General features: G+C 72.7%; 24 protein-coding genes and 1 pseudogene. 18 read left to right on the top strand and 7 right to left on the bottom strand.

The features are described from left to right. Positions 1–144: 144 nt before the first annotated feature. The 3 genes and pseudogenes from ACZ45Z_RS26630 to prcA form a co-directional block, all read left to right on the top strand. Positions 145–323 (top strand): annotated as a pseudogene (locus tag ACZ45Z_RS26630) (endonuclease domain-containing protein); the annotation flags it as partial. Then, positions 275–1,120, top strand: a complete 846-nt coding sequence (gene prcB / locus ACZ45Z_RS26635) for a proteasome subunit beta (RefSeq protein WP_468367275.1) — start codon at positions 275–277, stop codon at positions 1,118–1,120. The pseudogene ACZ45Z_RS26630 and the gene prcB, both read left to right, overlap by 49 nt. 69 nt (positions 1,121–1,189) lie before the next feature. Then, positions 1,190–2,062 (top strand): proteasome subunit alpha, encoded by an 873-nt coding sequence (prcA, locus tag ACZ45Z_RS26640; RefSeq protein WP_468367278.1) that lies wholly within the window; start codon positions 1,190–1,192, stop codon positions 2,060–2,062. 80 nt (positions 2,063–2,142) lie between these two features. Here the strand turns inward: prcA and ACZ45Z_RS26645 are convergent, their stop codons facing one another. Then, positions 2,143–3,228, bottom strand: a complete 1,086-nt coding sequence (locus tag ACZ45Z_RS26645) for a LacI family DNA-binding transcriptional regulator (RefSeq protein ID WP_468367280.1) — start codon at positions 3,226–3,228, stop codon at positions 2,143–2,145. Between the two features lie 123 nt (positions 3,229–3,351). On the opposite strand from ACZ45Z_RS26645, the gene ACZ45Z_RS26650 reads away from it, so the two are divergent. The 11 genes from ACZ45Z_RS26650 to ACZ45Z_RS26700 all read left to right on the top strand — a co-directional run bounded on the left by ACZ45Z_RS26650 (position 3,352) and on the right by ACZ45Z_RS26700 (position 14,786). Beyond that, the gene (locus tag ACZ45Z_RS26650) at positions 3,352–4,611 is read left to right on the top strand and encodes an MFS transporter (protein WP_468367283.1); all 1,260 of its coding nucleotides are present in this window, start codon (positions 3,352–3,354) and stop codon (positions 4,609–4,611) included. 9 nt (positions 4,612–4,620) lie between these two features. After that, a complete protein-coding gene (gene pafA, locus ACZ45Z_RS26655; RefSeq protein ID WP_468367286.1) occupies positions 4,621–5,982 on the top strand; it encodes a Pup--protein ligase in 1,362 nt (453 codons plus the stop codon). A gap of 137 nt (positions 5,983–6,119) precedes the next feature. Then, a complete protein-coding gene (locus tag ACZ45Z_RS26660) occupies positions 6,120–7,145 on the top strand; it encodes an FKBP-type peptidyl-prolyl cis-trans isomerase (protein WP_468367289.1) in 1,026 nt (341 codons plus the stop codon). Positions 7,146–7,237: 92 nt separating this feature from the next. Then, positions 7,238–7,612 carry an FKBP-type peptidyl-prolyl cis-trans isomerase gene (locus ACZ45Z_RS26665; protein WP_468367292.1) on the top strand — a complete coding sequence of 125 codons (375 nt, stop codon included), beginning with the start codon at positions 7,238–7,240 and terminating at the stop codon, positions 7,610–7,612. Between the two features lie 115 nt (positions 7,613–7,727). Then, positions 7,728–8,696 (top strand): helix-turn-helix transcriptional regulator, encoded by a 969-nt coding sequence (locus ACZ45Z_RS26670; RefSeq protein WP_468367295.1) that lies wholly within the window; start codon positions 7,728–7,730, stop codon positions 8,694–8,696. A gap of 12 nt (positions 8,697–8,708) precedes the next feature. Beyond that, the gene (locus tag ACZ45Z_RS26675) at positions 8,709–9,659 is read left to right on the top strand and encodes a helix-turn-helix transcriptional regulator (protein ID WP_468367298.1); all 951 of its coding nucleotides are present in this window, start codon (positions 8,709–8,711) and stop codon (positions 9,657–9,659) included. A gap of 61 nt (positions 9,660–9,720) precedes the next feature. Then, entirely contained in the window at positions 9,721–9,981 is a 261-nt protein-coding gene (locus ACZ45Z_RS26680) for a hypothetical protein (RefSeq protein ID WP_468367301.1), read from the top strand. A 76-nt stretch (positions 9,982–10,057) separates the two neighbouring features. After that, entirely contained in the window at positions 10,058–10,261 is a 204-nt protein-coding gene (locus ACZ45Z_RS26685) for a hypothetical protein (RefSeq protein ID WP_468367303.1), read from the top strand. A 205-nt stretch (positions 10,262–10,466) separates the two neighbouring features. Further along, positions 10,467–10,763 carry a Sec-independent protein translocase subunit TatA gene (gene tatA / locus ACZ45Z_RS26690; RefSeq protein ID WP_468367306.1) on the top strand — a complete coding sequence of 99 codons (297 nt, stop codon included), beginning with the start codon at positions 10,467–10,469 and terminating at the stop codon, positions 10,761–10,763. A 66-nt stretch (positions 10,764–10,829) separates the two neighbouring features. Continuing rightward, the gene (gene tatC, locus ACZ45Z_RS26695; RefSeq protein ID WP_468367309.1) at positions 10,830–11,792 is read left to right on the top strand and encodes a twin-arginine translocase subunit TatC; all 963 of its coding nucleotides are present in this window, start codon (positions 10,830–10,832) and stop codon (positions 11,790–11,792) included. Between the two features lie 177 nt (positions 11,793–11,969). After that, complete coding sequence (locus ACZ45Z_RS26700; protein WP_468367312.1) at positions 11,970–14,786, top strand: DEAD/DEAH box helicase; 2,817 nt, start codon at positions 11,970–11,972, stop codon at positions 14,784–14,786. Between the two features lie 107 nt (positions 14,787–14,893). Here ACZ45Z_RS26700 and ACZ45Z_RS26705 read toward each other — a convergent pair whose 3' ends face one another. Both ACZ45Z_RS26705 and ACZ45Z_RS26710 read right to left on the bottom strand, forming a co-directional pair. After that, complete coding sequence (locus ACZ45Z_RS26705; protein ID WP_468367314.1) at positions 14,894–15,340, bottom strand: ABA4-like family protein; 447 nt, start codon at positions 15,338–15,340, stop codon at positions 14,894–14,896. Then, positions 15,337–16,260 (bottom strand): hypothetical protein, encoded by a 924-nt coding sequence (locus tag ACZ45Z_RS26710; RefSeq protein ID WP_468367483.1) that lies wholly within the window; start codon positions 16,258–16,260, stop codon positions 15,337–15,339. The genes ACZ45Z_RS26705 and ACZ45Z_RS26710 overlap by 4 nt, the downstream gene beginning before the upstream one ends. A 196-nt stretch (positions 16,261–16,456) precedes the next feature. Between ACZ45Z_RS26710 and ACZ45Z_RS26715 the strand changes: the two genes are divergently transcribed. Continuing rightward, on the top strand, positions 16,457–17,098 hold the full coding sequence (locus tag ACZ45Z_RS26715) for a MerR family transcriptional regulator (RefSeq protein ID WP_468367316.1): 642 nt from the start codon (positions 16,457–16,459) through the stop codon (positions 17,096–17,098). Positions 17,099–17,175: 77 nt separating this feature from the next. Here the strand turns inward: ACZ45Z_RS26715 and ACZ45Z_RS26720 are convergent, their stop codons facing one another. Further along, positions 17,176–18,033 carry a siderophore-interacting protein gene (locus ACZ45Z_RS26720; protein WP_468367319.1) on the bottom strand — a complete coding sequence of 286 codons (858 nt, stop codon included), beginning with the start codon at positions 18,031–18,033 and terminating at the stop codon, positions 17,176–17,178. 55 nt (positions 18,034–18,088) lie between these two features. Further along, complete coding sequence (locus ACZ45Z_RS26725; protein WP_468367485.1) at positions 18,089–19,003, bottom strand: 5'-3' exonuclease; 915 nt, start codon at positions 19,001–19,003, stop codon at positions 18,089–18,091. A gap of 178 nt (positions 19,004–19,181) precedes the next feature. Between ACZ45Z_RS26725 and ACZ45Z_RS26730 the strand changes: the two genes are divergently transcribed. Continuing rightward, complete coding sequence (locus ACZ45Z_RS26730) at positions 19,182–19,628, top strand: hypothetical protein (protein ID WP_468367322.1); 447 nt, start codon at positions 19,182–19,184, stop codon at positions 19,626–19,628. 61 nt (positions 19,629–19,689) lie between these two features. Beyond that, positions 19,690–20,430 (top strand): helical backbone metal receptor, encoded by a 741-nt coding sequence (locus ACZ45Z_RS26735; protein ID WP_468367325.1) that lies wholly within the window; start codon positions 19,690–19,692, stop codon positions 20,428–20,430. 73 nt (positions 20,431–20,503) lie between these two features. Here ACZ45Z_RS26735 and ACZ45Z_RS26740 read toward each other — a convergent pair whose 3' ends face one another. Then, entirely contained in the window at positions 20,504–21,670 is a 1,167-nt protein-coding gene (locus ACZ45Z_RS26740) for a TDT family transporter (protein ID WP_468367328.1), read from the bottom strand. 111 nt (positions 21,671–21,781) lie between these two features. On the opposite strand from ACZ45Z_RS26740, the gene ACZ45Z_RS26745 reads away from it, so the two are divergent. Beyond that, positions 21,782–22,759 (top strand): LysR family transcriptional regulator, encoded by a 978-nt coding sequence (locus ACZ45Z_RS26745; RefSeq protein WP_468367331.1) that lies wholly within the window; start codon positions 21,782–21,784, stop codon positions 22,757–22,759. Between the two features lie 161 nt (positions 22,760–22,920). Here ACZ45Z_RS26745 and ACZ45Z_RS26750 read toward each other — a convergent pair whose 3' ends face one another. Beyond that, positions 22,921–24,219 carry a uracil-xanthine permease family protein gene (locus ACZ45Z_RS26750; RefSeq protein WP_468367334.1) on the bottom strand — a complete coding sequence of 433 codons (1,299 nt, stop codon included), beginning with the start codon at positions 24,217–24,219 and terminating at the stop codon, positions 22,921–22,923. Between the last annotated feature and the right edge of the window lie 2 nt (positions 24,220–24,221).

The raw sequence follows: 24,221 nt of genomic DNA on the forward strand, positions 1-24,221 counted from the left end.
GAGGGATGACAGCAGGCCGCCGCGCATCGCCCTCTGTCGCCGCGGGGCCCCCCCCCCCCCCCCCCCCCCCCCCGGTACCCGGTGCGCTGGGGCGGCCGCGCCGCCCGGCCGCCTGAGGGGCCCGTCCAGGGCGGTTGCCGAACTCATGTGGATCACCGCCGCGAGGCGGGTAAGGTCCGGGGCGTACTGTGCTTCAACTGCAACGCAGCCTTGGGTCAAGTCAAGGATCGGCCGGACGTTTCGAGGCGGCGGCCGAGTATCTGGAAGGAAACGTGTGGAAGCCAACACTCGTAGCACCGGGCGTCTGCCAGCGGCCTTCCTGACGCCTGGATCCTCGTCGTTCATGGACTTCCTCGGCGAGCACTCTCCCGATCTGCTGCCGGGCAACCGCCCGTTGCCCGCCGTGCAGGGTGCCATCGAGGCCCCGCACGGCACGACCATTGTGGCCGCTTCGTTCCCCGGCGGCGTGGTGCTCGCCGGTGACCGGCGGGCGACGATGGGCAATGTCATCGCGCAGCGCGACATCGAGAAGGTGTTCCCGGCCGACGAGTACTCCGCGGTCGGCATCGCCGGCACGGCGGGTCTGGCCGTCGAGATGGTCAAGCTGTTCCAGCTTGAGCTGGAGCATTTCGAGAAGGTCGAAGGCGCCCAACTCTCCCTGGAGGGCAAGGCGAACCGCCTCTCCACGATGATCCGCGGCAACCTCGGGATGGCCATGCAGGGCCTCGCGGTGGTGCCGCTGTTCGCCGGCTGGGACGTCGACCGCGAAAAGGGCCGCATCTTCTCGTACGACGTCACGGGCGGCCGCTCCGAGGAGCACGGCTTCGCGTCGACGGGTTCGGGCTCGGTATTCGCCCGCGGGGCGCTGAAGAAGCTCTACCGCGAGGACTTCACCGAGAACCAGGCCGCCACGGCCGTCGTCCAGGCGCTCTACGACGCGGCGGACGACGACTCGGCGACCGGTGGGCCCGACCTCGCCCGGCGGATCTACCCGATCGTCACGGTGATCACCGAGGAGGGCTTCAAGAGGCTCACCGAAGCCGATGTCGCCGAGATCGCCCGTGCCATTCATGAGCGCCGGCTGGAGCAGCCGGACGGCCCGCGCGCCGCGCTGCTCTGAGGGGACGGAGGCGTTCCGCCGATGCACGCGCCATTGAGAGAGCCATTGACAGAAAGGGACGGATAGCCGGTGTCGACGCCGTTCTATGTCTCACCCCAGCAGGCCATGGCCGACCGCGCCGAGTACGCCCGCAAGGGCATCGCGCGCGGCCGCAGCGTCGTGGTGCTGCAGTATGCCGACGGCGTGGTCTTCGTCGCCGAGAATCCCTCCCGCGCCCTGCACAAGGTCAGCGAGATCTATGACCGCATCGCTTTCGCGGCGGTCGGTAAATACAACGAGTTCGAGAATTTGCGGATCGGTGGCGTCCGCTATGCCGATCTGCGGGGTTACACCTACCACCGCGAGGACGTGACCGCGCGCGGTCTCGCGAATGTCTATGCCCAGACGCTCGGCACGATCTTCTCCAGTGCCGCGGAGAAGCCTTACGAGGTCGAGCTGATCGTCGCCGAGGTCGGCAACGCCCCGGAGGACGACCAGATCTACCGGCTGCCGCACGACGGCTCGATCGTCGACGAGCACGGCTCGGTCGCGGTGGGCGGCAACGCCGACCAGATCAGCACCTACCTCGACCAGCACCACCGGGACGGCATGACGCTGGCCGAGGCGCTGAAGCTGGCCGTCGACTCCCTGTCGCGGGACAACAACGGCGGCGAGCGGCGGCTGACGGCCGAGCAACTGGAGGTCGCGACGCTGGACCGTACGCGGCCGCAGCAGCGCAAGTTCAGGCGGATCCTGGGCCGGCAGCTCTCCCGCCTGCTGGAGGAGGAGGGCGCCGCCGACGCCGCGGACGACGACGCGGACGCCGGGGAGACGCCGGGCGCCTCCGAGGGATCGGGTGCGGGCCGGACCTCCTCCGGAAAGGCGTCCAAGAAGGGCTCCGCCACCGGCGACGGCCCGGCCGCCTCGGATGCTTCCGATGAGGAGTCCGACTCGAAGGACTGAGCGGAAACCGTTCCCGGGCCTCCGGCCCGACCCGCGCGCCCCGGCCGAGCATCACGCCGGGGCGCGCGGCGTTGCCGGGCCTACCCCGCCGCTCCCGCGCCGCCCGCCGGGGGCGCCGTCGAGCCCCGGGTGATCAGTTCCACCGGGAGGGTGGGGGTTTCGGGGCGGGTGCCCTCCAGGGTGGTCATCAGGGCGCGCATCCCGGCCTCGCCGAAGTCCTCGGCGGGCAGGCGTACGGTCGTCAGCTCCGGTTCGACCGCGACCGCCAGGGTCAGGTCGTCGAAGCCGGTGACCGAGATGTCTTCCGGGACCCGCAGGCCCAGCCTGCGCACGGCCTTGCAGGCGCCGGCGGCGATGAGGTCGTCGTCGCACAGCAGGGCGGTCGGGCGCGGGCCGGGGGCGGTCAGGGCGGCGTGGGCGGCGTGCAGGCCCGCGTCGACGCCGAGCGCGGACGGGTGGCGGCGCAGCGTGGTGCCGGGGACGGCCTCCAGCGCCTCGGTGAGGGCGCGGGCCCGGAGGGCGAAGGTCCAGGAGTCGACGCCGGCCGCCAGGTGGGTGATGCGCCGGTGGCCGAGCGCGACCAGATGGGTCGCCAACTGCCGTACGCCGTCGGCGATATCGAGGTTGACGGTGGCGGTGGCCCGGTCGTCGTCCGGATCGCTGTCCAGCATCACCAGGGGTAGGCCCGCGGTGCGCAGGGCGCTGAGCGCCTCGGCGGCCATGGAGGAGGCGATGACGCCGTCCAGGGTGGCCGACGCGGAGTCGAACGGGTCGCGGGCCGGCCCGATGCCCTCGGGGGAGGGGTAGAGCACGACGCCGAAACCGTGGTCGGCGGCGACGCGGGCGGCTCCGGTGTAGACGCGGGCGAAGAATTCGGTGGTGAGCGCGGGGACGACGAGGAGCACGGTGCGGGTGCGGCCCATGCGCAGGCTGCGGGCGGCGAGGTTGGGGCGGTAGCCCAGAGCGCGGGCGGCGGTGCGGACCGCCTCGGCCTTGCCGGGGGAGACCCGGCCGCGCCATTTGTCGCCCAGGACGAGGGAGACGGCGGCCTGCGAGACCCCGGCGGCGCGGGCCACGTCCCGGCTGGTGGTGCGGGTGCCGGCGGCCGGTGCGGCCGGGCCGGGTACCTGGCGGCGGGCCGGCGTCGGGGCCTCGTTGCTGGTCACCGGTGCGTTCACTCCTTGTCCTGAGCCGCCGCGGGGTGGACCCGCGGGTTGCCGTCATGGTACGTATAACGGCGAAGGTTATACGTAACACGTCCTGGCTGGGCCGGGCGGAGAGGGGCAGGGATGGCCGCGGGATATGCGGAGCTGCTCAGGACCCGGCACGCCGCCCGCCTGCTGGCCGGCACTCTGGCGGGCCGGCTGCCCAACGCCACCGCGCCCCTGGCCGTGGTGCTCTTCATCCGCGCCGAGGGCGGCAGCTACGCCCTGGCCGGCGCGCTCTGCGCGGTCTACGGCGTCCTCAACGCCATCGGCCAGCCGCTGCTCGGCCGCGCCGTCGACCTCTACGGCCAGCCCCGGGTGATGCTGCCCGCCTCCGTGCTCTCCGCCGCCGGTATGGCCCTGCTCGCCGCCGTCGGCCTGGATGTGCTGTGGCTGGCCTACGCCGCCATGGTGATCGCCGGTTTCTTCACCCCGCCCCTGGAGGGCGGCCTGCGCGCCCTGTGGCCCGGAGTCCTCAAGCGCGAGGACCGGGTGCACGCCGCGTACGCGCTGGACGCGGTGGCCCAGGAAGTCATGTTCGCGGTGGGACCGTTGCTGGTCACGCTGTGCGTGGCGACCTGGTCCGAACGCGCCGCGCTGCTGGTGATCAACCTCATCGGAATGCTCGGCGCGCTCTCCGTCGTCGTCTCCCAGCCGTCCCGGCAGTGGCGCAGCGGACCGCGTGAGGCGCACTGGCTGGGTGCGCTGCGCTCCGCCGGGCTGCTGGTCCTGATCGGCGCGTTCTTCTTCGTCGGTCTGGCGCTGGGCTCCATAGCCGTCACGGCGGTCGCGTACGCCGATGAGCACGGCGGCGGCATGGTCTCCAGCTACCTCCTCTCCGCGCTCGGCGTCGGCGCGCTGATCGGCGGCATCGCCTACGGCGCCCGCGAGTGGCCGGGCCGCCCGGAGAGCCGGCTGCGGCTGCTGATCGCCCTGCTGGCGCTGGGCTACCTGCCGCTGGCGCTGGCCCCCGGGGTTCTCGGGATGACGGTGCTGTCCGGGGTGGCGGGTGTGTTCCTGGCGCCGGCGCTGGCCTGTGCGTTCGTTGTGGTGGACCGGCACGCGCCCAAGGGGACGGTGACCGAGGCGTTTTCGTGGCTGGTGACGACCTTCGGCGTCGGGTCGGCGGTCGGTGCGTCGGTGGTGGGGCCGGCGGTGGAGAGCGGCGGTTCGCCGGCCGGGTTCGCGGTGGCCGGCGCCGCCGGCGTCGCCGCGCTGGCCGTCCTTTTGTCGACGAAGCGATTTCTCGGGGAACCCGTGCAGCGTAGGGCCGATGCGGTCGCGGCGGAAAATGATCGAAACGGGGCCGTCGAACCCGGTTTCAGAGCAGGCCGTCAGGCGTAATGTTCAGTCATGGACCGCCGCATTTTCGGGCTGGAGAACGAGTACGGCGTCACGTGCACGTTCAGGGGACAGCGCCGACTGTCGCCTGACGAAGTGGCGCGGTACCTCTTCCGCCGTGTTGTGTCATGGGGCCGCAGCAGCAATGTCTTCCTGCGGAACGGCGCCCGCCTGTACTTGGACGTGGGTTCGCATCCGGAATACGCAACTCCCGAATGCGACAACGTGACCGAGCTGGTCACCCACGACAAGGCCGGCGAGCGCATTCTCGAAGGACTGCTCGTCGACGCCGAACGCCGCCTGCACGAGGAGGGAATCGCGGGCGACGTCTATCTCTTCAAGAACAACACCGATTCGGCGGGAAACTCCTACGGCTGCCACGAGAACTATCTCGTCGCCCGCCACGGCGAGTTCTCCCGGCTCGCGGACATCCTCATCCCGTTCCTCGTCACCCGTCAGTTGCTGTGCGGCGCGGGCAAGGTGCTGCAGACTCCGCGCGGCGCCGTCTACTGCGTCAGCCAGCGCGCCGAGCACATCTGGGAGGGCGTCTCCTCCGCGACGACGCGCTCCCGCCCGATCATCAACACCCGCGACGAACCCCACGCCGACGCCGAGCGCTACCGCCGGCTGCACGTCATCGTCGGCGACTCCAACATGTCCGAGACGACCATGCTGCTCAAGGTCGGTGCCACCGACCTCGTGCTGCGCATGATCGAGGCGGGCACGGTCATGCGCGATCTGACGCTGGAGAACCCGATCCGGGCGATCCGTGAGGTCAGTCACGACATCACCGGTCAGCGCAAGGTGCGCCTGGCCAGCGGGCGCGAGGCATCGGCTCTCGAAGTCCAGCAGGAGTACTACGAGAAGGCCGTCGACTTCTGCGAGCGCCGCGGAATCCGCACGGGCACGGTGGAGAAGGTCCTGGAGCTGTGGGGCCGCACTCTGGAGGCGATCCGGGACCAGGAGCTGGACCGTATCTCCACGGAGATCGACTGGGTGATGAAACATCAGCTCATCGAGCGGTACCGCACAAAGAACAACATCACCATGTCCCATCCGCGCGTGGCGCAGATAGACCTCGCATATCACGACATCCACCGCCGCCGCGGGCTGTACTACCTCCTGGAGCGCAAGGGGCAAGCCGCGCGCATCTGCAACGACTTGAAGATCTTCGAGGGCAAGTCGGTGCCGCCGCAGACCACTCGGGCCAGGTTGCGCGGCGACTTCATTCGCCGGGCTCAGGAACAGCGCCGCGATTTCACCGTCGACTGGGTGCATCTCAAGCTCAATGACCAGGCGCAGCGCACGGTCTTGTGCAAGGACCCGTTCCGGTCGGTGGACGACAGAGTGGAGAAGCTCATCGCCGGGATGTGACGGTGCCGGATTACGGTGGTGTGCCGGGAGCGGGAATGCTCCCGGCACATTGCTGTGTTGCGCCGGGAAACGCCCGGGGGGACAGGTCGTAGAGTGGCGGGCATTGCCCACCGACCCCACGAGCCCGAGTTGGACAGATGCTGAACTCTCCCGGGGGACGAACCCCCAGCCCCCGCACGTTCGCGAAGAACACCCGCCGTGCCGCCGCGGCGGCGCTGACCGTGCCTCTGCTGTTGTTCACCGCCGCGTGCGGCTCCGATGACGGCAAGGACTCGTCCGGCGAAGCCGTCGTCAAGGTGACGGGCGCTGCGGGCACCAAGCCCAAGATCAGCGTGCCCAAGGACGCCAAGCCCGCCGACAAGGCCGTCACCAAGACCCTCACCGAGGGCAAGGGCCAGGTCGTCAAGAAGGGTGACCTGGTCCGGCTGGACTTCTCGGCGCAGTCGATGAAGGGGCAGAACCTCGGCAGTAGCTGGACGCCGCAGCCCGGTGGCAAGGCCGGTAAGCCGCGCACCCAGGTCGTCACCGAGGTCAGCGACCAGATGACGCAGCAGATGCTGCCGCCGAAGGTCGTCTCGGCGGTGGCCGGGCAGAAGGTCGGCAGCCGGTTCGAGGTCGAGGGCACCGCCAAGGCGCTGATCGGCGAGGGTCTGAACCCGCAGTCGGGCATCAAGCCGGAGGACGGCCTGGTGTGGGTCGTCGACGTGGTCGGCGCGGAGAAGGTGGACAAGAAGGCGAAGGCCGAGGGCGAGCAGAAGGCGACCGAGGAGGGGCTGCCCGAGGTGAAGGCCGAGGGGGAGAAGGCCGCGACGATCACCGTCCCCAAGGGTGAGAAGGCGCCGACCGGGCTCGAGGAGCAGGTCCTCATCAAGGGCAAGGGCCCGAAGGTGAAGGCCGGCGACGGGCTGGTCGCGCAGTACACCGGTGTGAAGTGGGAGGACGGCAAGAAGTTCGACTCCTCCTGGGACCACGGTGGCGCGACCGCCTTCCAGATCGGCACCGGGCAGGTCGTCCAGGGCTGGGACAAGGCGCTGGTCGGCAAGCACGTCGGTGACCGGGTCGAGATCGTGATCCCGCCGAAGCTGGGCTACGGCGGGACCCCGGACCACGAGCTGGCCAAGAACACCCTGGTCTTCTCGGTCGACATCGTCGGCACGGTCTGACGTCGGCCGTCCGGGCAGCCAACGCGTCACGACCGTCAAGATCTGCGAGACTGACGCGGTAATCGTAAAGATTCGTAAGTAGGAGCACATTCGTGAGCATCGACAAGCCCGAGATCGACTTTCCTGAGGGCCCGGCTCCCACCGAGCTGGAGATCGTGGACCTGAAGGAGGGCGACGGGCCGGTCGCCAAGGCCGGGGACACCGTCTCCGTCCACTACGTCGGTGTCGCCTTCAGCACCGGCGAGGAGTTCGACGCGAGCTGGAACCGCGGCAAGCCGCTGCAGTTCCAGCTCGGTGCCGGCCAGGTCATCGCCGGCTGGGACCAGGGCGTGCAGGGCATGAAGGTCGGCGGCCGCCGCCGGCTGACCATCCCCGCGCACCTCGCCTACGGCGAGCGCGGCGCCGGTGGCGGCCTGATCGCCCCGGGCGAGACGCTGATCTTCGTCTGCGACCTGGTCTCCGTCTGAGACCGGCGCTGAACGGACCGAGGGCCCCCGCCCACCGGCGGGGGCTCTCGGCTTTGTCCTGGGCACCCTGAGCGGTACGGTCAACGGTCGGGGAGTTCAACGAGAAAGGGCGTCGATGGCCATTGCCAAGGCCGAGCGGCTGATGAACCTGGCGCTGTGCCTGCTGGGTACCCGTCGCCCGCTGACCAAGCGTGAACTGCGGTCGTCCATCGAGGCCTACATCGAGGCCGGCAACGACGACTCGTTCAACCGCATGTTCGAGCGGGACAAGGACGATCTGCGCGAGCTCGGCCTGGTGATCGAGACCGTCGACGCCATCGACGGCGACGTCGGCTATCTCGCCCGCCGCGACAGCAACCGCCTGCCGCCCATCACCCTGGACGCCGCGGAGGCCGCGGCCCTGGGGCTGGCCGCCAAGATCTGGCAGCAGGCCCGGCTGGCCGGCGCCGCCAGTGGCGCGCTGCAGAAGCTGCGGGCCGCCGGCATGCCGCTGGCCGCGGCCGGCGACGACATCGACGCCGGACAGCCGCACAGCGCCCTCGAACCGCGCATCCCGGCCCACGAGGCGGCCTTCGAGCCGCTGATGCTCGCCTGCCGGGACCGCCGCCCGGTGATCTTCGACTACCGCAAGTCCAACGCCGCCCGCCCCGAGCGCCGGCAGGTCGAACCCTGGATCCTGGAGTGCTGGCGCGGCCACTGGTACCTCGCGGGCTGGGACCGCGACCGCCAGGCCGAGCGGGTCTTCCGGCTCTCCCGGATCACCGGCAAGGTCCGCTCCCGGCAAGGGGCGTTCACCGCCACGGTGCCCGACCACGTCACCGTCCGCGAGACCGTCGAGAGCTGGGCGGGCGAGACCGCCACCGGCACCGCCAAGATCAAGCTCCGGGCCGAGCACGGCTATCCGCTGCGCGCCCGCGCGCTCACCGTCCGCGCGCTGGGCGACGGCTGGGACGAGCTGGAGATCCCCAACGGACACGGACTCGACGCCTGGCTCGTGGAGTTCGGGCCCGACGTGGTGGTACTGGAACCGGCCGAACTCCGAGCCGAAGTCGTGGACCGGCTGCGCGCCGTGGCCAAGGGCTGAGAGGAAGAACCCATGGCGACGAACGCGATCGACCAGACCCGCCGGATGCTGTCCCTGGTGACCTACCTGCGCGAGCGCCCCGGCGCCCGCGTCACCGACGTGGCCCGCGCCTTCGGCATCACCGAGGACGAGCTGATCGCCGACCTCGACGTGCTGCCCATGTGCGGTACGAGCTTCCGCGGCGGCGACCTGCTGGACATCGACACCGACGGCGACCGCATCTGGTGGCACAACCCCGACGACGTCGCCGAGCCGCTGCGCCTGGCCGCCGACGAGGCCACCGCGCTGCTCGTCGCGGCCCGCGCCGTGGCCACCCTGCCCGGGCTGCGCGAGGGCGACCGGCAGGCGCTGCTGCGCGCCACCGCCAAGCTGGAGGCGGCCGCCGGCGAGGCGGCCGGCGCCAGCTCCCGGCTCTCGGTCACCTTCGAGTCCGAGGGCGGCGTCTTCGCCGACGTCGACCGCGCCATCGCCGAACGGCGCCGCCTGTGGCTGCGCTACTACTCCCCGGCCCGCGACGAGCTGACCGAGCGGGAGGTCGACCCGATCCGGCTCTTCGCCGTCGGCCACACCTACGTGGAGGCCTGGTGCCGTCTGTCGGAGGCCCGGCGCACCTTCCGGCTCGACCGGGTGGCCGAGATCAAACTGCTGGACGCGCCCTCCGACCCGCCGCCGGTCGAACTGCGCGACCTGTCGGAGGGCCTGGTGCAGCCGGCCGCCGAGGACCCCGAGGTGTCCATCGAGGTCGGACCCGGCGGTCGCTGGGTCGCGGAGTACTACCCGCACGACAGCGCCGAGGACCTGCCCGACGGGGGGCTGCGCATCACCCTGCGCACGCCCGACCCGGCCTCGCTGCGGCGGCTCGCGCTGCGGCTGGGCGGGGACGGCCGGATCGTGGCGCCGCAGGAGCTCGCCGACAGCGCGCGGCAGGCCGCCGCCCAGGCACTCCGGGCGTACGGCGAATGAGCGCCGGGCACCTGCCGCCGGGCGCGGCGCACCCGTCCCCGTAAGGAGGAGGCAGCGAAGGATGACGACCACGAGGGCGAGGACCACGAGGGCGGCCAGGACCGCGCCGGTGCTCTTCAAGGCGGCCTGCCCGGACTGCCGGGGCCGCTTCGAGCTGGCCTCCGACGCGCTGCGGCTCGCCATCGGAGCCAGCAGCCGCACCACCTTCTACTCCTTCACCTGCCCCGACTGCGGCCGCGCGGTGCGCAGGCCGGCCGGCGAGCGGATCATCGAGCTGCTCACCGGCGGCGGGGTCCGCACGCTGCGGCTGCACACCGGCTGACGGCCCCGGCCACGCAGACGTCGCCGCCGCCGCTGGATCCCGACGACCGAACCCGCCCGCCCGTTAGGCTCGCCACATGCTCTGGCCCATGATCGCTATCGCCCTCGGCTTCCTCGGCCTCGCCGTGCTCGGCGTCCTCGCCGTCCGCGTGTTCGTGGAAGTCCGGCGGCTGGCCCGCCAGGTCGCCGCGGCCTCGGACCGGATCCAGCGGGCCGCGCGGGACTTGGAACGGGCGGCGACGCCGCTGGCCTCCCGGGCCCACGAGGTAGGCCGGCGCTGACGGTCGTCCCCTGCTGCGGCGAAGACGTGAGAGGTACGCTGCTTCAGCGGTCCGGACCGCGAGGCAGGGGGGCAATCCGGAGTATGCAAGGGGATTGCCCAGCGTTCACCACCGAACGTTACGATCGAGGTAGCACCAGGACGCCAGTCCGACCCCATCGGCAGGCACCACAGCAGACGCCGCCCCGGCGAGAAGGTAGTCGCACATGTTCAGCAACCTGAGGGCCCCCGAGATTATTCTGATCCTCGTCGTCATTGTGCTGCTGTTCGGCGCGAAGAAGCTCCCGGACATGGCGCGTTCGCTCGGCAAGTCCGCTCGCATCCTCAAGAGCGAGGCCAAGGCGATGAAGAAGGAGGGCGAGAGCGAGGCCGGGGCGAACGGTGCCACGACCGAGGCTCCCGCCGACGCCGCCCAGCAGGCCCCTCGGACGATCCAGGCGGCTCCCGGTGATGTGAGCAGCTCGCGCCCGGTGGCCGAGCCGCACCGCACCAACCAGAGCTGACCCGAGCCGATCCAGCCGCACGCGACCCGGTCGGGTGGCGGCTGACGCACGAGACGAGGAAGTGGGTTGCTCAAGTCCGCCCGCAAGCAGGAGAAGGACCCCGAGGGGCGGATGCCGCTCGCGGCGCATCTGCGTGAGCTGCGCAACAGGCTGCTGAAATCGGTGCTGGCCATCAGCGTGGTGACGGTCATCGCGATGTGGCAGTACGAGCCGCTCGCCCACTTCATCACCGGGCCCGTCATCGACGCGGTCGGCTGCCCCAAGGGCGTCGCCGCCGGCGCGCCGCGCGCCCACCCCTGCGCGGAGATCACCGCCAACGGTCTGCTCGCGCCCTTCACGATCCTGCTCAAGCTGTCGCTCACCACCGGTGTCGTCGCGGCCAGCCCGGTCTGGCTCTACCAGCTCTGGGCCTTCCTCGCGCCCGGTCTGCACCGGCACGAGAAGAAGTACGCGCTGAGCTTCGTCGGCGCCGGCGTCCCGCTCTTCCTCGGTGGCGCCTACCTCGCGTACGCGGTCCTGCCGACCACCGCCGGCGCGCTGGTCGGGCTGACCCCCAGCGAGTGGGCGAACCTCTTCCCGGCCGACGAGTTCCTCGACATCGTGACGCGGATGGTCGTCGTCTTCGGCCTCGCGTTCGAGCTGCCGCTGCTCCTGGTGCTGCTGAACTTCGGCGGGGTGCTCACCGGCCGCCGGATCCTGGGCTGGTGGCGGTTCATGGTCCTGGGCATCACGGTTTTCGCGGCGCTCGCCACACCCACCGGTGACCCGCTGACGATGGGCCTGCTGGCCGTGCCGATCGTGGTGCTGTACTTCGGCGCCGTCGGTATCTGCCTGGCCAACGACCGCCGCCGCAAGCGTGCCGACCCGGACGCGGAGCTGGACGACGACGAAGCCTCGGAACTCGACCTGACGCCCGCCGCAGTGGGTGAGATCGAGCCCCTCTCCTCCGGGCGGATGCTCCCCGGCCAGGCGAGCGGCGAGGCGGGCGGCGAGCCGACGCGGCGCGGCGGGTACGACGACGTGACGTGAGCCGCACGCTTCGTGCCTGACGGTAACCGGATATGACTGTGTGTCGCTGTAGCGGCCCCCGCGCTCCTCGCGCCGGGGGCCGTCGCCGCGTCCGGGCCCGGGACCGGGGTTGGCGGGCAGCGGGCCTCGATAAAGATCGGGTCGTTGTCAGAGGTGCCCGGTAGGCTCGTAAGCACGATGACCGAGGACATGTCCCCTGCTGAGCGCTATGCCGCCGCCAAGCTCAGGGCGGCCGAGCAGGCCACCGCACTCGCCCCCTTCCGGGAGATGTACGACTTCGAGCTGGACCCGTTCCAGATCGACGCGTGCAAGGCCCTGGAGGCGGGCAAGGGCGTGCTGGTCGCGGCTCCCACCGGATCCGGCAAGACGATCGTCGGCGAATTCGCCGTCCACCTGGCCCTGGAGCAGGGCCGCAAATGCTTCTACACCACGCCTATCAAGGCACTGTCCAACCAGAAGTTCCAGGACCTCGTGCGGCGCTACGGCGCCGCCAAGGTCGGCCTGCTGACGGGCGACAACAGCATCAACGCCGACGCGCCGGTGGTCGTGATGACCACCGAGGTGCTGCGCAACATGCTCTACTCCGGCTCGCAGTCGCTGCGCGGGCTCGGCCATGTGGTCATGGACGAGGTGCACTACCTCTCCGACCGTTTCCGCGGCGCCGTCTGGGAAGAGGTGATCATCCACCTCCCGGAGTCGGTGACCCTGGTCTCGCTGTCGGCCACCGTCTCCAACGCCGAGGAGTTCGGTGACTGGCTCGACACCGTCCGCGGCGACACCGAGGTGATCGTCTCCGAGCACCGCCCGGTCCCGCTGTGGCAGCACGTCCTGGCGGGCCGGCGGATGTACGACCTGTTCGAGGAGCGGGACGGCCAGGGCGGCGGCCGCCGCGAGGTCAACCCCGACCTGGAGCGGCTCGCGCGGATGGAGAACAGCCGGCCGACGTTCGGCGGCGACAAGCGGCGCGGCCGCACCATGCGCGAGGCCGACCGCGAGCGCGAGCGGCGCCAGCGCGCCCGGATCTGGACGCCCAGCCGCCCCGAGGTGATCGACCGGCTCGACAACGAGGGCCTGCTGCCCGCGATCACCTTCATCTTCAGCCGCGCCGCGTGCGAGGCGGCCGTCCAGCAGTGCCTGCATTCGGGCCTGCGGCTCAACGACCAGGAGGGCCGCGAGGAGGTCCGCCGCGTCGTGGAGGCGCGGACCGCCGGCATCCCGGACGAGGACCTCCACGTCCTGGGCTACTTCGAGTGGCTGGAGGGCCTGGAGCGGGGCATCGCGGCCCACCACGCCGGCATGCTGCCGACCTTCAAGGAGGTCGTCGAGGAACTGTTCGTCAAGGGCCTGGTCAAGGCGGTCTTCGCGACCGAGACGCTGGCCTTGGGCATCAACATGCCGGCGCGGTCGGTCGTGCTGGAAAAGCTCGTCAAGTGGAACGGCGAGCAGCACGCCGACATCACCCCCGGCGAATACACCCAGCTCACCGGCCGGGCCGGGCGCCGTGGCATCGACATCGAGGGCCACGCCGTGGTGCTGTGGCAGCGCGGGATGAATCCCGGCGCGCTGGCCGGCCTCGCCGGCACCCGCACCTATCCGCTGCGCTCCTCCTTCAAACCGTCGTACAACATGGCGGTCAACCTCGTCTCGCAGTTCGGCAGGCACCGCTCGCGGGAACTGCTGGAGATGTCCTTCGCGCAGTTCCAGGCCGACAAGTCGGTCGTCGGGATATCGCGGCAGGTGCAGAAGAACGAGGAGGGACTGGCGGGTTACCGCGATTCGATGACCTGCCACCTCGGCGACTTCGAGGAATACTCCCGGCTGCGGCGGGAGTTGAAGGACCGGGAGACCGAGCTCGCCAAGCAGGGCGCGGCCCAGCGCCGGGTCGCGGCCGCGGCGGCGCTGGAGAAGCTCAAGCCCGGCGACGTGATCCATGTGCCGACGGGCAAGTACGCCGGTCTGGCGCTGGTCCTCGACCCGGGCATGCCGCCGGGGCGGACGAACGGTCACCGCGGCTTCGATTCCCAGGACGGGCCGCGTCCGCTGGTGCTGACGGCGGAGCGGCAGGTCAAGCGGCTGGCGTCGATCGACTTCCCGGTGCCCGTCGCCGCGCTGGACCGGATGCGGATCCCCAGGTCGTTCAACGCCCGCAGCCCGCAGTCGCGCCGCGACCTGGCGTCCGCGCTGCGCACCAAGGCCGGCCATCTCGTGCCGTCCCGCCACCGCAAGCCGCGTGCCGAGGTGGTCGACGACCGTGAGATCGCGCGGCTGCGTACGGAGATCCGCGCGCATCCGTGCCACGGCTGCGACGAGCGCGAGGACCACGCCCGCTGGGCCGAGCGCTACCACCGGCTGCTGCGGGACACCCGTCAGTTGGAGCGCCGGATCGAGGGCCGGACGAACACCATCGCCCGCACCTTCGACCGGATCTACGCGCTGCTGACCGAGCTGGACTACCTCGAAGGCGACACCGTCACCGAGGAGGGCCGCCGACTGGCCCGGCTCTACGGGGAGTTGGACCTGCTGGCGAGCGAATGCCTGCGGGACGGCGTCTGGGAGGACCTCGGCCCGGCGGAGCTGGCGGCCTGCGCCTCGGCGCTGGTCTACGAAGCGCGCCAGGCGGACGACGCGGTGGCGCCCAAGCTGCCGTCCGGCCAGGCGCGTGACGCGCTCGGGGAGATGGTGCGGATCTGGGGGCGGCTGGACGCGCTGGAGGAGAGCCACCGGATCAATCAGGCCGAGGGCGTCGGCCAGCGCGAGCCGGACCTCGGCTTCGCCTGGGCCGTGTACCGCTGGGCGTCCGGCGCCGGCCTCGACGAGGTGCTCCAGGAGGCGGACATGCCGGCCGGTGACTTCGTCCGCTGGTGCAAGCAAGTGGTCGATGTCCTCGGCCAGATCGCGGCCGCGGCACCGCCCGAGGGCTCCGTACCGCGCACGGCCCGCAAGGCCATGGACGCGGTGCTGCGCGGCGTCGTGGCGTACTCCTCGGTCGGCTGAGGCGCCGGACCGGCGCGGGCGACCGCGCCGGCCACGGTCGGGCCGCGGTCGCCGTGCGGGAGCGCGCGGCGCGCCGCCGGCCGGCGTCCCTCGGCTCGTCGCCGCTGTCAGTGGGGCGTGGCGGTCCTTCGTGCCCGGGTGCGGTAGGTCGCGCGGAGGCCGAGGAAGAGCAGGACGCCGAGGGGGGAAAGCAGGATCGTCAGGACGAGCAACGGCCCCATCACCAGGGGGTGGATGCCGAGCCTCCGGGCCTCGCGGTACATCCACTGGCCCAGGAACAGGTCCCAGGCGATCACCTGCGCCCAGATCGCGCCGGCCCCGCCGCCGAGGGCCACCAGCCTCTGGAAGCCGGCCAGGTCGGGCCGACTGACCGCGGCCCAGAGCTGCGGGAACACGGGCAAGGCGAGCGCCACGTAGACGGCGAGGACCGGCACCATCGGGAGCGGGGAAGCGGCGATCCGGTCGGTCAGCCGCCGGCCGGGGGCCAGGACGAGCAGCGCCCAGAACGGTGCCGCCAGCCAGAAGGCCAGGTCGAAGAGGGTGTCGGTGGTCATGCCGGGAACTCCTGGGCGGTGGTCTGCGAGGGGGCGTGCGGCTGGTGGCCGGCCGGGGTGGCGGGCCGCCGCAGCGCCGCGTACGTGCCGGCGGCCGTGGCGACGATGACGACGGCGAGGGCGGTGAGCGTCGCCGCGTCGGGGCGGATCAGCGCCTGGCCGCGCAGGGCCTGCCAGGTCACCAGCGCGAGGAGGGCGGTCAGGAAGCCGGCCGCGACCACGACCAGGCGCAGCCGTACCCGCCCGTCGCGCAGCCGGGCGACCCGTCCGGCGAGCGCTTCCAGGCCGTAGAGGAAGAGCGGGAGCGCCTGGAGGGCGTGCATGCCGACGAAGTGCGGGATGCGCAGATCGCCGCCGGTGCTGCTCCAGCCGGTGAGCGGCATGGCCGGCCCGCCGTCCGGGACGCCGACGCTGTGCGCGCCGATGGCGGTGTGCAGCGCTCCCTCGGCGCTCTGCTCCGGCGTGGGCCCCACCATCAGGCCGCCGAGCAGCAGACCGGTCAGCGCGATCAGGAGGCCGAGCCGGATGGCCCAGGTCGTGGCCGGATCGCCGAGCCGGGCGCGGAACAACACCCCGGCGATGACCAGGTTGGCCGTCCACAGTACGGCGATGGTGATGCCCATGATGAGGAACAGCCGCTGGTCCAGGGGGGTTTCGACGTTGAAGTGGCTGCGCCGGCCGCGGAATGTCTGCCCGGTGATGACGGCCATTTCGAGGAGCCCGGTGACCACGACGACGCGGGCGGCCCACCGGCCGGTCCGGCTCGGGGTGGCGCGCCGGGACAGCATCCAGGCGAGCGTGAGGGCGTACAGGACGAACGAGACCGAGAACTTGAGCGGTTTGAACCAGATCGGCGCGCCGACCAGGACCCGGTCGTCGACGATCAGTCCCACGGCCGAGACGACGGCCAGCGCGGCCATCGCCCAGGAGAAGGCGAGCAGGGAACGGTATCTGGACATGCGGATCCCCCAGCACAGAGTAGATAGTAGCGCTTACTGCTATCTGATAGCTGGACTATCTATGATGGCGGGTGGATTGGCAAGACCGGGATCGGTAAGGCGCCCGGAGCAGGCAGCGAGGCCGGGACGCGGGCCCGGGACGGAAAGCGAGTGGTGGATGCGCATCGGCGAACTGAGCCGTGAGACGGGCGTGGCGGTCCCGACGATCAAGTTCTACGTCCGGGAGGGGCTGCTCCACGGGGGCCGGCTGACCAGCCCGAACCAGGCCAGCTACGACGACACGCACGTCCGCAGGCTGCGGTTGATCCGTGGGCTGATGGACGTCGGGGGGCTCTCGGTCGCGGCGGTCCGCGAGGTGCTGGCCGCCGTGGACTCACCGCAGCAGCCGGTGCACAAGGTGCTCGGCGCGGCCCAGCAGGCCATCACCCCGCCGGCCACGGGTGAGCCGGCGGACCTGGAGGAGGCCCGGCGCACGGTCGCGGAGCTGATCCGTTCCAGGGGCTGGCGGGTCGGGCCGGAGCATCCGGCCGCCGAGACGCTGGCGATCGCGCTGGCCACCTTCCGGGGCATCGGGCACGGCGCGTACGAGGAGGTGCTGGAGGACTACGCCGTGGCGTGCGAGCGGATCGCCGCCGCCGACCTGGCGTTCGTCGGACGCCATGCGGAGGTCGACCGGCTGGTCGAGAGCGTGGTGGTCGGCACGGTGCTCGGGGACACGGTGCTCATGGCGATGCGGCGGCTGGCGCACGTGGAGGAGTCGGCGCGCCGGTATGGCGAGGGCGCGCAGGACGTGCCGTAAGGGGGAGCGGGACGGGCCGCCGTAAGGGGGAGGGGAGGGGGCCGCGCCCCGGGAGGTGCCGGGGGCGGCCCGGGGGGTCAGGAAGCGGCCGCGGCCGCCGGCTCCTGCTCGGCCTCGACCTGCTGGTTCCAGTCCTTCTTCGACGCCTGCCAGCCGTCCTCGTCATGGCCGGCGCGCCAGTAGCCGGAGATCGACAGAGCCTCGCGGGGCAGCTCCCGCTCGACGCGCAGCAGGCGGCGCAGCTCCTTCACGAAGCCCGCCTCGCCGTGCACGAACGCTTGCACCCGGCCGGCCGGGAAGTCCAAGTCCCGTACGGCGGTGACCAGGTGACGGCCGACGGGGGCGTCGCCGCGGTAGAGCCAGGTCAGTTGCGTGCCGGGCGGCGCCGGCAGCTCCTGGCTCTCCTCGGGGCCCGCCACCTCGATGAAGGCGTGTGCCGTGGCGCCCTCGGGCAGCCGGGCCAGCGACGCCGCGATGGCCGGCAGGGCGCTCTCGTCGCCCGCGAGCAGATGCCAGTCGGCGCCGGCGTCGGGGAGGTAGGCACCGCCGGGACCGAGGAAGGAGATCTCCTCGCCCGGCTTGACCGTGGCCGCCCAGGGCCCGGCCAGCCCCGCGTCGCCGTGCACCACGAAGTCGACGGCCAGCTCGCGGGCCTCCGCGTCCCATGAACGCACCGTGTACGTACGCGTTTTGGGCCACTGGTCGCGGGGGAACTCGGCCCGGATGCGCGTGATGTCGAACGGCTGGGGGTACTCGACGCCGGGCAGCGGGAAGACCAGCTTGATGTAGTGATCGGAGAACTCGCCCGCGCTGAAACCGGCCAGGCCGTCTCCGCCGAGCACCACCCGGACCATGTGCGGGGTGAGGCGCTCGGTACGCACCACCTGGGCGCGGTGGAGTGTGGGTGTGCGGCGGGCCGGACGTTCTGCTGCCACGGCGGTCTCCCCTGAAAGCGGTCGTTGTTAGGCTTACCTAACCTAACTTAACAGCTCATGCCCGCAGCGTCGTGAGCAACCGCTGCAAAGCTCCGCCCAAGCCCCACCGCGCGGCCAGCGCCGCCAGCCGCTCCGGATCGGCCGGTGCGGTGGGCAGGGTGGCGTCCACGGCCGGCACCGGCACATCGGTGGCCACCTTGACGACCTTCGGGGCGACCGCGAGATACGGGCGCGCCGCGGTCAGCCGCCTGCGCTGGGCCGGGGTCAGCTTCGACGCCGGGTCGTCGGCGGCCGCGATGATGCCGGCCAGATCCCCGTACGCCTCCAGCAGCTTGGCGGCGGTCTTCTCGCCGATGCCCACGACACCCGGAAGGCCGTCGCTGGGGTCGCCGCGCAGCAGCGCCAGATCGGCGTAACCGGGCCCGTCCACGCCGTACTTCTCCCGCAGCAGCGCCTCGTCGGTGACCTGGAGGGAGCCGACGCCCTTGAGCGGGTACAGGATGCGGATGCCGCGCCGGTCGTCGACCAACTGGAACAGGTCGCGGTCGCCGGTGACGATGTCCACCGGGCCCGTGGCCCGGCCCGCGAGGGTGCCGATGACGTCGTCCGCCTCGTAACCCGCCGCGCCGATACGGGTGATGCCGAGCGCGTCCAGGACGTCCTCGATGATCGGGACCTGCGGGGAGAGGGTGTCGGGGATCTCTTCCTCATCGGGCTCGGCGGAGCCGGCGGGGGCCTCCTCGGCGACCCGGTGCGCCTTGTAGGAAGGGATCAGCTCGACCCGCCACTGGGGGCGCCAGTCGAAGTCCATACAGGCCACCAGCTCGTCGGGGTGGTGGTCCTGGACGAGCCGGGCGATGAAGTCCAGCAGACCGCGCACCGCGTTCACCGGGGTGCCGTCCGGGGCCTTGACCGAATCCGGTACCCCGAAGTAGGCGCGGAAGTAGAGAGAAGCGGTGTCGAGGAGCATCAGGCGTCGAGTCACACCTCGCATGATGCCGTATGGGCTCGGCGTTCCCCGGGTGGCGTACGCCCGTCCGCCGACCGGCCGCGCCCGCCTCGCGCCACCGCCCGCCCGGTGGTTGGCTGCCGAATGTGCCGGTTCATCCGCGCGGCCGCCCCGGCCGTGGCCGGCGCGGGAGGCGACCGTGAACCCTGCGCGCGTATCCGCCGCCGCCCTGCTCAGTACGGCGATCCTGGCCCTGGCGGCGCCCGTTGCCGAGGCGCAGGTCGATCCCGATCCGATGGCGGCCGGTCAGCGCGTGAGCATCAGCGACGGCAGGCGGTGCGAGGCGACCGGGGGCGCCCGGGCGGACTCGGTGCTCTTCGGCTCGGTGGTCCTGCGGCCGGACGAGCGCGGCATGGCCGCCGAGGCGGTGGTCACGCCGGGAGCGGCTCCTGGCCGCTACCCGGTCACCATCGCGTGCGAGCCGGACGGCGAGACCTTCACCGAGACCGTCACGGTGCGCGACGGCCGGATCGACGGGGTGAACGCGAGCCAGGCCGCCGGTGGGCTGGCCCTGCTGGCGCTGGCCGGCGGCGCCGCCTATCTGCTCCGGCGCAGGGCCAACGCCCGCTCCGCGGCGGGGGATTGAGTCGCCGCGCGGGTGTGCGGGGACCGCGCTCTGCGGGGCGCCGGCGGCGTACGGTGGGCGCATGACCCCTCGCAGTCGTCCCCGGCGTGTGGTGTCGCTGGTGCCCTCCCTCACCGAGGCGGTGGCCGCCTGCGCGCCCGAGGCGCTGGCCGGCGCCACCGACTGGTGCAGCCACCCCGCCCAGCTCGCCGTCACCCGCGTCGGCGGCACCAAGAACCCCGACACCGCCCGGATCGCGGCCCTCGCGCCCGATCTGGTGATCGCCAACGAGGAGGAGAACCGCCCGCAGGACCTCGCCGCCCTGCGCGCGGCGGGGCTGGAGGTCATGGTCACCGAGATCCGGACGCTGGACCAGGCGTGGACCGAGCTGGAGCGGGTGCTCGTACGCGGCTGCGGGCTGCCCCGGCCCGACTGGCTGGACGCCGCCGAAGCGGCCTGGCGCGACCTGCCGCCCCGCCGCCCGGAACGCCCCGCGGTGGTCCCGGTCTGGCGCCGGCCCTGGATGGTCCTGGGCCGCGACACCTTCGCCGGCGACCTCCTCGCCCGCCTCGGCGTCCGCAACGTCTACGGTGGGCACGCGGACCGCTATCCCCGTATCCCGGTCGGTGAACTCAACGCCTGCGCCGCCGACCTCGTCGTCCTGCCCGACGAGCCCTACCGCTTCACCGCCGAGGACGGCCCCGAAGCGTTCCCCGGCCTCCCGTCGGCGCTGGTCAGCGGCCGCCACCTGACCTGGTACGGCCCGTCGCTGACCGAGGCCCCCACGGTCCTGGCCGAGGCGCTGGCGGCGGCCGGGGCGTAGGCCGTTGGGGGCGAGGGGACCACGACCCGACGGCGCCAACGGGATCCCGGCGTAAGGATCCGAAGGCCCCGCCTCAGCCCGCCGCCGGGCGCGGCGGTGCCAGGAGTCGGCCGTGGACGAGCCCCAGGACGGTACGCGTACCGGTCACCGCGACCGCCGTCAGCAAGGCCGCGAACAGGCCGGCCGCGAGCCAGGAGAACGCGGTGAGGCCGGTGTGGCGGGCCAGGGCCGCGCTGCCGGTGACGCAGGTGCCGACGGGGAAGGTGAAGGCCCACCACGTCATGGTGAAGGGCAGGCCGAGGCGGACGGCGCGTACCACCATCGCCGTGGCGAGCGCCAGCCACAGCAGGGCGAAGCCCGTCACCGGGACGCCGTAGAGCACCGCGAACGCCCCCATGGCGTGCGCGGACGAGGCGCCGACCGTGCCGGGGGCCGCGTCGGCGAGGTGCGCCACGGCGGTGGTGGACTGGCCCAGCGGGCCGAGCACGAGGAAGAGGGCCGGGGTCAGCGGCAGCGGCAGCGGGCCGTGGTGGAGGAGGCGGGCCATCACCGCCGGCAGCACGAGCAGCGTGGCGAGCAGGGACATCCCGAACAGCGCGTAGCAGGCCAGCAGCATCGCCGACGCCCACTGACCGGGCGGCAGACGCGGCACCAGCGCCGGGCCCAGCGCCGCCGCGACCATGGGCGCGACCAGCGGCAGCAGCCACACCGGGGACGCGCCGCCAGCCTCGACGCGGTGCCGGGTCACCATCAGATACGGGATGACCGCGGCGGCGGCCAGGGCGGTGGCGGTGCCCAGGAGCCACAGCACGCCGCCGGCGGCGACGGCGGCCCGTTCGCCGATGAGGTCCCGGCCGACGGCGAGGGTGCCGCCGCCGACCGCGAGCAGCGCCATCGGCGGACAGCCGTAGAACGGCGCGACCGCGGGGTCGAGGAGATGACGGCGGGCCTGGTCGCGGTGGCGGGCCCAGTGCGCGGTGCGGGCGGCGAGCACCGCCACCAGCATCAGGGCCGACAGCGCCCAGACGCCCACCCAGGCGGCGCGCGGGCCGGGGCCGGCGAACGGCAGGGCCGCCCCGGCGTTGGCGACGATGGCGGTGCCCATGACGGGGGCGTACCAGTTCGGTCCGAGATGGCGGACGGAGCGCGTCCGGTCGTCGGCGCCCGGTCCGGCGCCGGGCCCGGCGCCGGTCATAACGGCGGTCACGGGACGGGAAGGTGCTTGCGCGAGGGTTGCCATGGGGTCGAGCGTCGCGGTCCGGGCCCCGGCCCGCCAGGGACGTCGCGTCTATGAGGGCATAAGCTGGGGTTATGGGCAGGTCGTGTGCGGGGGACCTCAGGTGGGGGATTTATGGGTGAGTCGGAACGCTCCGGTGCGGGGGCACGCGGGAGCGGCGCATCCGAGGGCCGTACGCCCGAGTCGTTCGTGCCGCTGGCGCACCGCGTCCCCGACCTCGGCGCGCTGGAACTGCTGCTCGCCGTCGCCCGCCTGGGCAGCCTGGGGCGGGCGGCCCGCGCGACGGGCGTCAGCCAGCCCGCCGCGAGCAGCCGGATCCGCTCGATGGAGCGGCAGTTGGGCGTCGCGCTGGTCGACCGTTCGCCCCGCGGCTCCCGCCTCACCGACGCGGGCGCGCTGGTCACGGACTGGGCCCGGCGGGTGGTCGAGGCGGCCGAGGCGTTCGACGCGGGAGCCCAGGCGCTGCGCGGGCGCCGCGACTCCCGGCTGCGCGTCGCGGCCAGCATGACCATCGCCGAATACCTGCTGCCCGGATGGCTGATCGCGCTGCGCGCCCAGCGACCGGGGACCGCCGTCTCGCTCCTGGCCGGCAATTCCAGCGCGGTCGCCGAACGCCTCCTGTCCGGGGAGGCGGATCTCGGTTTCGTGGAGGGGCTGGAGGTGCCGGCGGGGCTGGACGGCACGGTCATCGGCCACGACCGCCTCCTCGTCGTCGCCGCACCCTCCCACCCGTGGGCGCGGCGCCGTACGGAACTGACCGCCGCCGAACTGGCCGCGACCCCGCTGATCCTGCGCGAACGCGGCTCCGGCACCCGCCAGGTCCTGGACGCGGCGCTCGCCCGGCACGGCGGCCTCGCGGCACCGCTGCTCGAACTGTCCTCCACCACCGCCGTGAAATCCGCCGCGGTCAGCGAGGCGGCCCCCTCGGTCCTCAGCGAACTCGCCGTCGGCGAGGAACTGAGCGCCCGCCGCCTGGTCGAGATCCCGGTGGGGGACCTGCGGCTGGGGCGGGACCTGCGCGCCGTCTGGCCCGCCGGCCGGCGCCCGGCGGGCCCGGCCCGCGACCTGCTGGGGCTGACGCGGGGGGCCTGAGCGGTGACGGGCGGGGCCTGAGCCGGTGGGAGGCGCAGCCTGAGCCGGTGGGGACGGGAAAGCCGTCACTTCCCACAGACCGTCCACGGGGAACGGCATCGGCCGCCCGGACCGCCCGCCCGGCCTCAGCGGCTCTCCACCGCCCCCGCCCTGGGCCGCCCTCAGCCGCTCTCCGGCGCCGCCGCCCGCGGCCCCAGCCGCCGCAGGAGCGCCGACAGCACGACCGCGGTCAGCGCGGCGGCCGGGACGCCGCTGCCGAGCAGGGGCCGCGCCCAGTCGGGCAGCGGCTCGTACAACTGGGGTGCCAGCAGGGGCAGGAGGCCCGCCAGGAGGGTCAGGGCGACGACGGTGGCGGCCGATCGGTCCGCGAGGTCGGTGCGGCGGAGCATGTCCAGGCCCAGGGCGGCGATCACCGCGTAGATGACCAGGGACGCGCCACCGACCACCGGGGTGGGCAGGGCGGCCAGCAGCCGGGTGAGGGGGGCGAACAGGCCGCACAGGACGAGCAGCCCGCCGGCGCACGCGGTCACGAAGCGGCTGCGGACGCCGGTGAGTTGGACGATGCCGATGTTCTCCGCGCTGGTCACCATCACCGAACCGCCCAGGAGTCCGGCGCCGAGCGAGACGACGGCGTCCGCGCGTGCGGTGCGCGGCACGTCGCGGGCCGGGTCAGGGGTACGGCCCACCGCCTCGCTGTTCAAAACGGTCTGACCGGTCGCTTCGGCCAGCGAGGCCAGCGTGAAGACCATCAGGGGCAGCGCGGCCAGGAGATCGAGGTGCGGGACGCCGTAGGGCAGGAGGCGGGGCAGGGCCAGCACCGCCTCGCCGGGGACGGTGGGGAACGAGGCGCCGGTGAGCGCGGCGGTGGCGGTGCCGGCCGCGATGCCGGCGAGCACCGACAACTGCCGCCAGGCGCCGCGCAGCAGCAGGAAGCACAGGGCGGTCGCCGCGATGGTCACCAGCGCGAGGCGGCTGCCGCCGACCGCCATCGGGGCCGCGACCCGCACCATGGTGAGGCCGATGACGAGCACGGTGGTGCCCATCACCAGCGGCGGGAAGAACCGCACGATCCGTGCGTACAGCGGCAGGACGGCCAGCAGCAGCGCCGCCGAGATCAGGACGGCCCCCGAGGCGGTGGCCGCACCGTGCTCCCGGGCGATCTGGAGGAAGACCGCGACCGCGGCGCCGCCCGGCAGCATCATGAACGGCAGCCGGGCGCCGGTCCGCAGGACGCCGAGGGACTGCAGCAGCGCCCCGCCCCCGCACAGCAGCAGGGTGGCGCTGAGCAGGGAAGCGGTCCGGTCGGCCGGCAGCCGCAGGCCGGCCGCGATCAGGAAGACCGTGGAGAGCGGCGCGGCGATCATCGCCAGGACGTGCTGCGCGGCGAGCGGCACCAGCCGGGCGGGCGGGAGCCGTTCGTCGACGGGGGCGACGGCCGGCGCGGGGCCGGGCGCGGTCATGG

It is taken from the genome of Streptomyces sp. NPDC031210 (assembly GCF_055570395.1).

Coding starts and splice junctions, on each gene's coding strand:
- ACZ45Z_RS26650 (WP_468367283.1), top strand. CDS start 3,352: ATGGCCGCGGGATATGCGGAGCTGCTCAGGACCCGGCACGCCGCCCGC.
- pafA (WP_468367286.1), top strand. CDS start 4,621: ATGGACCGCCGCATTTTCGGGCTGGAGAACGAGTACGGCGTCACGTGC.
- ACZ45Z_RS26660 (WP_468367289.1), top strand. CDS start 6,120: ATGCTGAACTCTCCCGGGGGACGAACCCCCAGCCCCCGCACGTTCGCG.
- ACZ45Z_RS26670 (WP_468367295.1), top strand. CDS start 7,728: ATGGCCATTGCCAAGGCCGAGCGGCTGATGAACCTGGCGCTGTGCCTG.
- ACZ45Z_RS26675 (WP_468367298.1), top strand. CDS start 8,709: ATGGCGACGAACGCGATCGACCAGACCCGCCGGATGCTGTCCCTGGTG.
- ACZ45Z_RS26680 (WP_468367301.1), top strand. CDS start 9,721: ATGACGACCACGAGGGCGAGGACCACGAGGGCGGCCAGGACCGCGCCG.
- ACZ45Z_RS26685 (WP_468367303.1), top strand. CDS start 10,058: ATGCTCTGGCCCATGATCGCTATCGCCCTCGGCTTCCTCGGCCTCGCC.
- tatA (WP_468367306.1), top strand. CDS start 10,467: ATGTTCAGCAACCTGAGGGCCCCCGAGATTATTCTGATCCTCGTCGTC.
- ACZ45Z_RS26700 (WP_468367312.1), top strand. CDS start 11,970: ATGACCGAGGACATGTCCCCTGCTGAGCGCTATGCCGCCGCCAAGCTC.
- ACZ45Z_RS26705 (WP_468367314.1), bottom strand. CDS start 15,340: ATGACCACCGACACCCTCTTCGACCTGGCCTTCTGGCTGGCGGCACCG.
- ACZ45Z_RS26710 (WP_468367483.1), bottom strand. CDS start 16,260: ATGGCCGCGCTGGCCGTCGTCTCGGCCGTGGGACTGATCGTCGACGAC.
- ACZ45Z_RS26715 (WP_468367316.1), top strand. CDS start 16,457: ATGCGCATCGGCGAACTGAGCCGTGAGACGGGCGTGGCGGTCCCGACG.
- ACZ45Z_RS26725 (WP_468367485.1), bottom strand. CDS start 19,003: ATGCTCCTCGACACCGCTTCTCTCTACTTCCGCGCCTACTTCGGGGTA.
- ACZ45Z_RS26735 (WP_468367325.1), top strand. CDS start 19,690: ATGACCCCTCGCAGTCGTCCCCGGCGTGTGGTGTCGCTGGTGCCCTCC.
- ACZ45Z_RS26740 (WP_468367328.1), bottom strand. CDS start 21,670: ATGGCAACCCTCGCGCAAGCACCTTCCCGTCCCGTGACCGCCGTTATG.
- ACZ45Z_RS26745 (WP_468367331.1), top strand. CDS start 21,782: ATGGGTGAGTCGGAACGCTCCGGTGCGGGGGCACGCGGGAGCGGCGCA.
- ACZ45Z_RS26750 (WP_468367334.1), bottom strand. CDS start 24,219: ATGACCGCGCCCGGCCCCGCGCCGGCCGTCGCCCCCGTCGACGAACGG.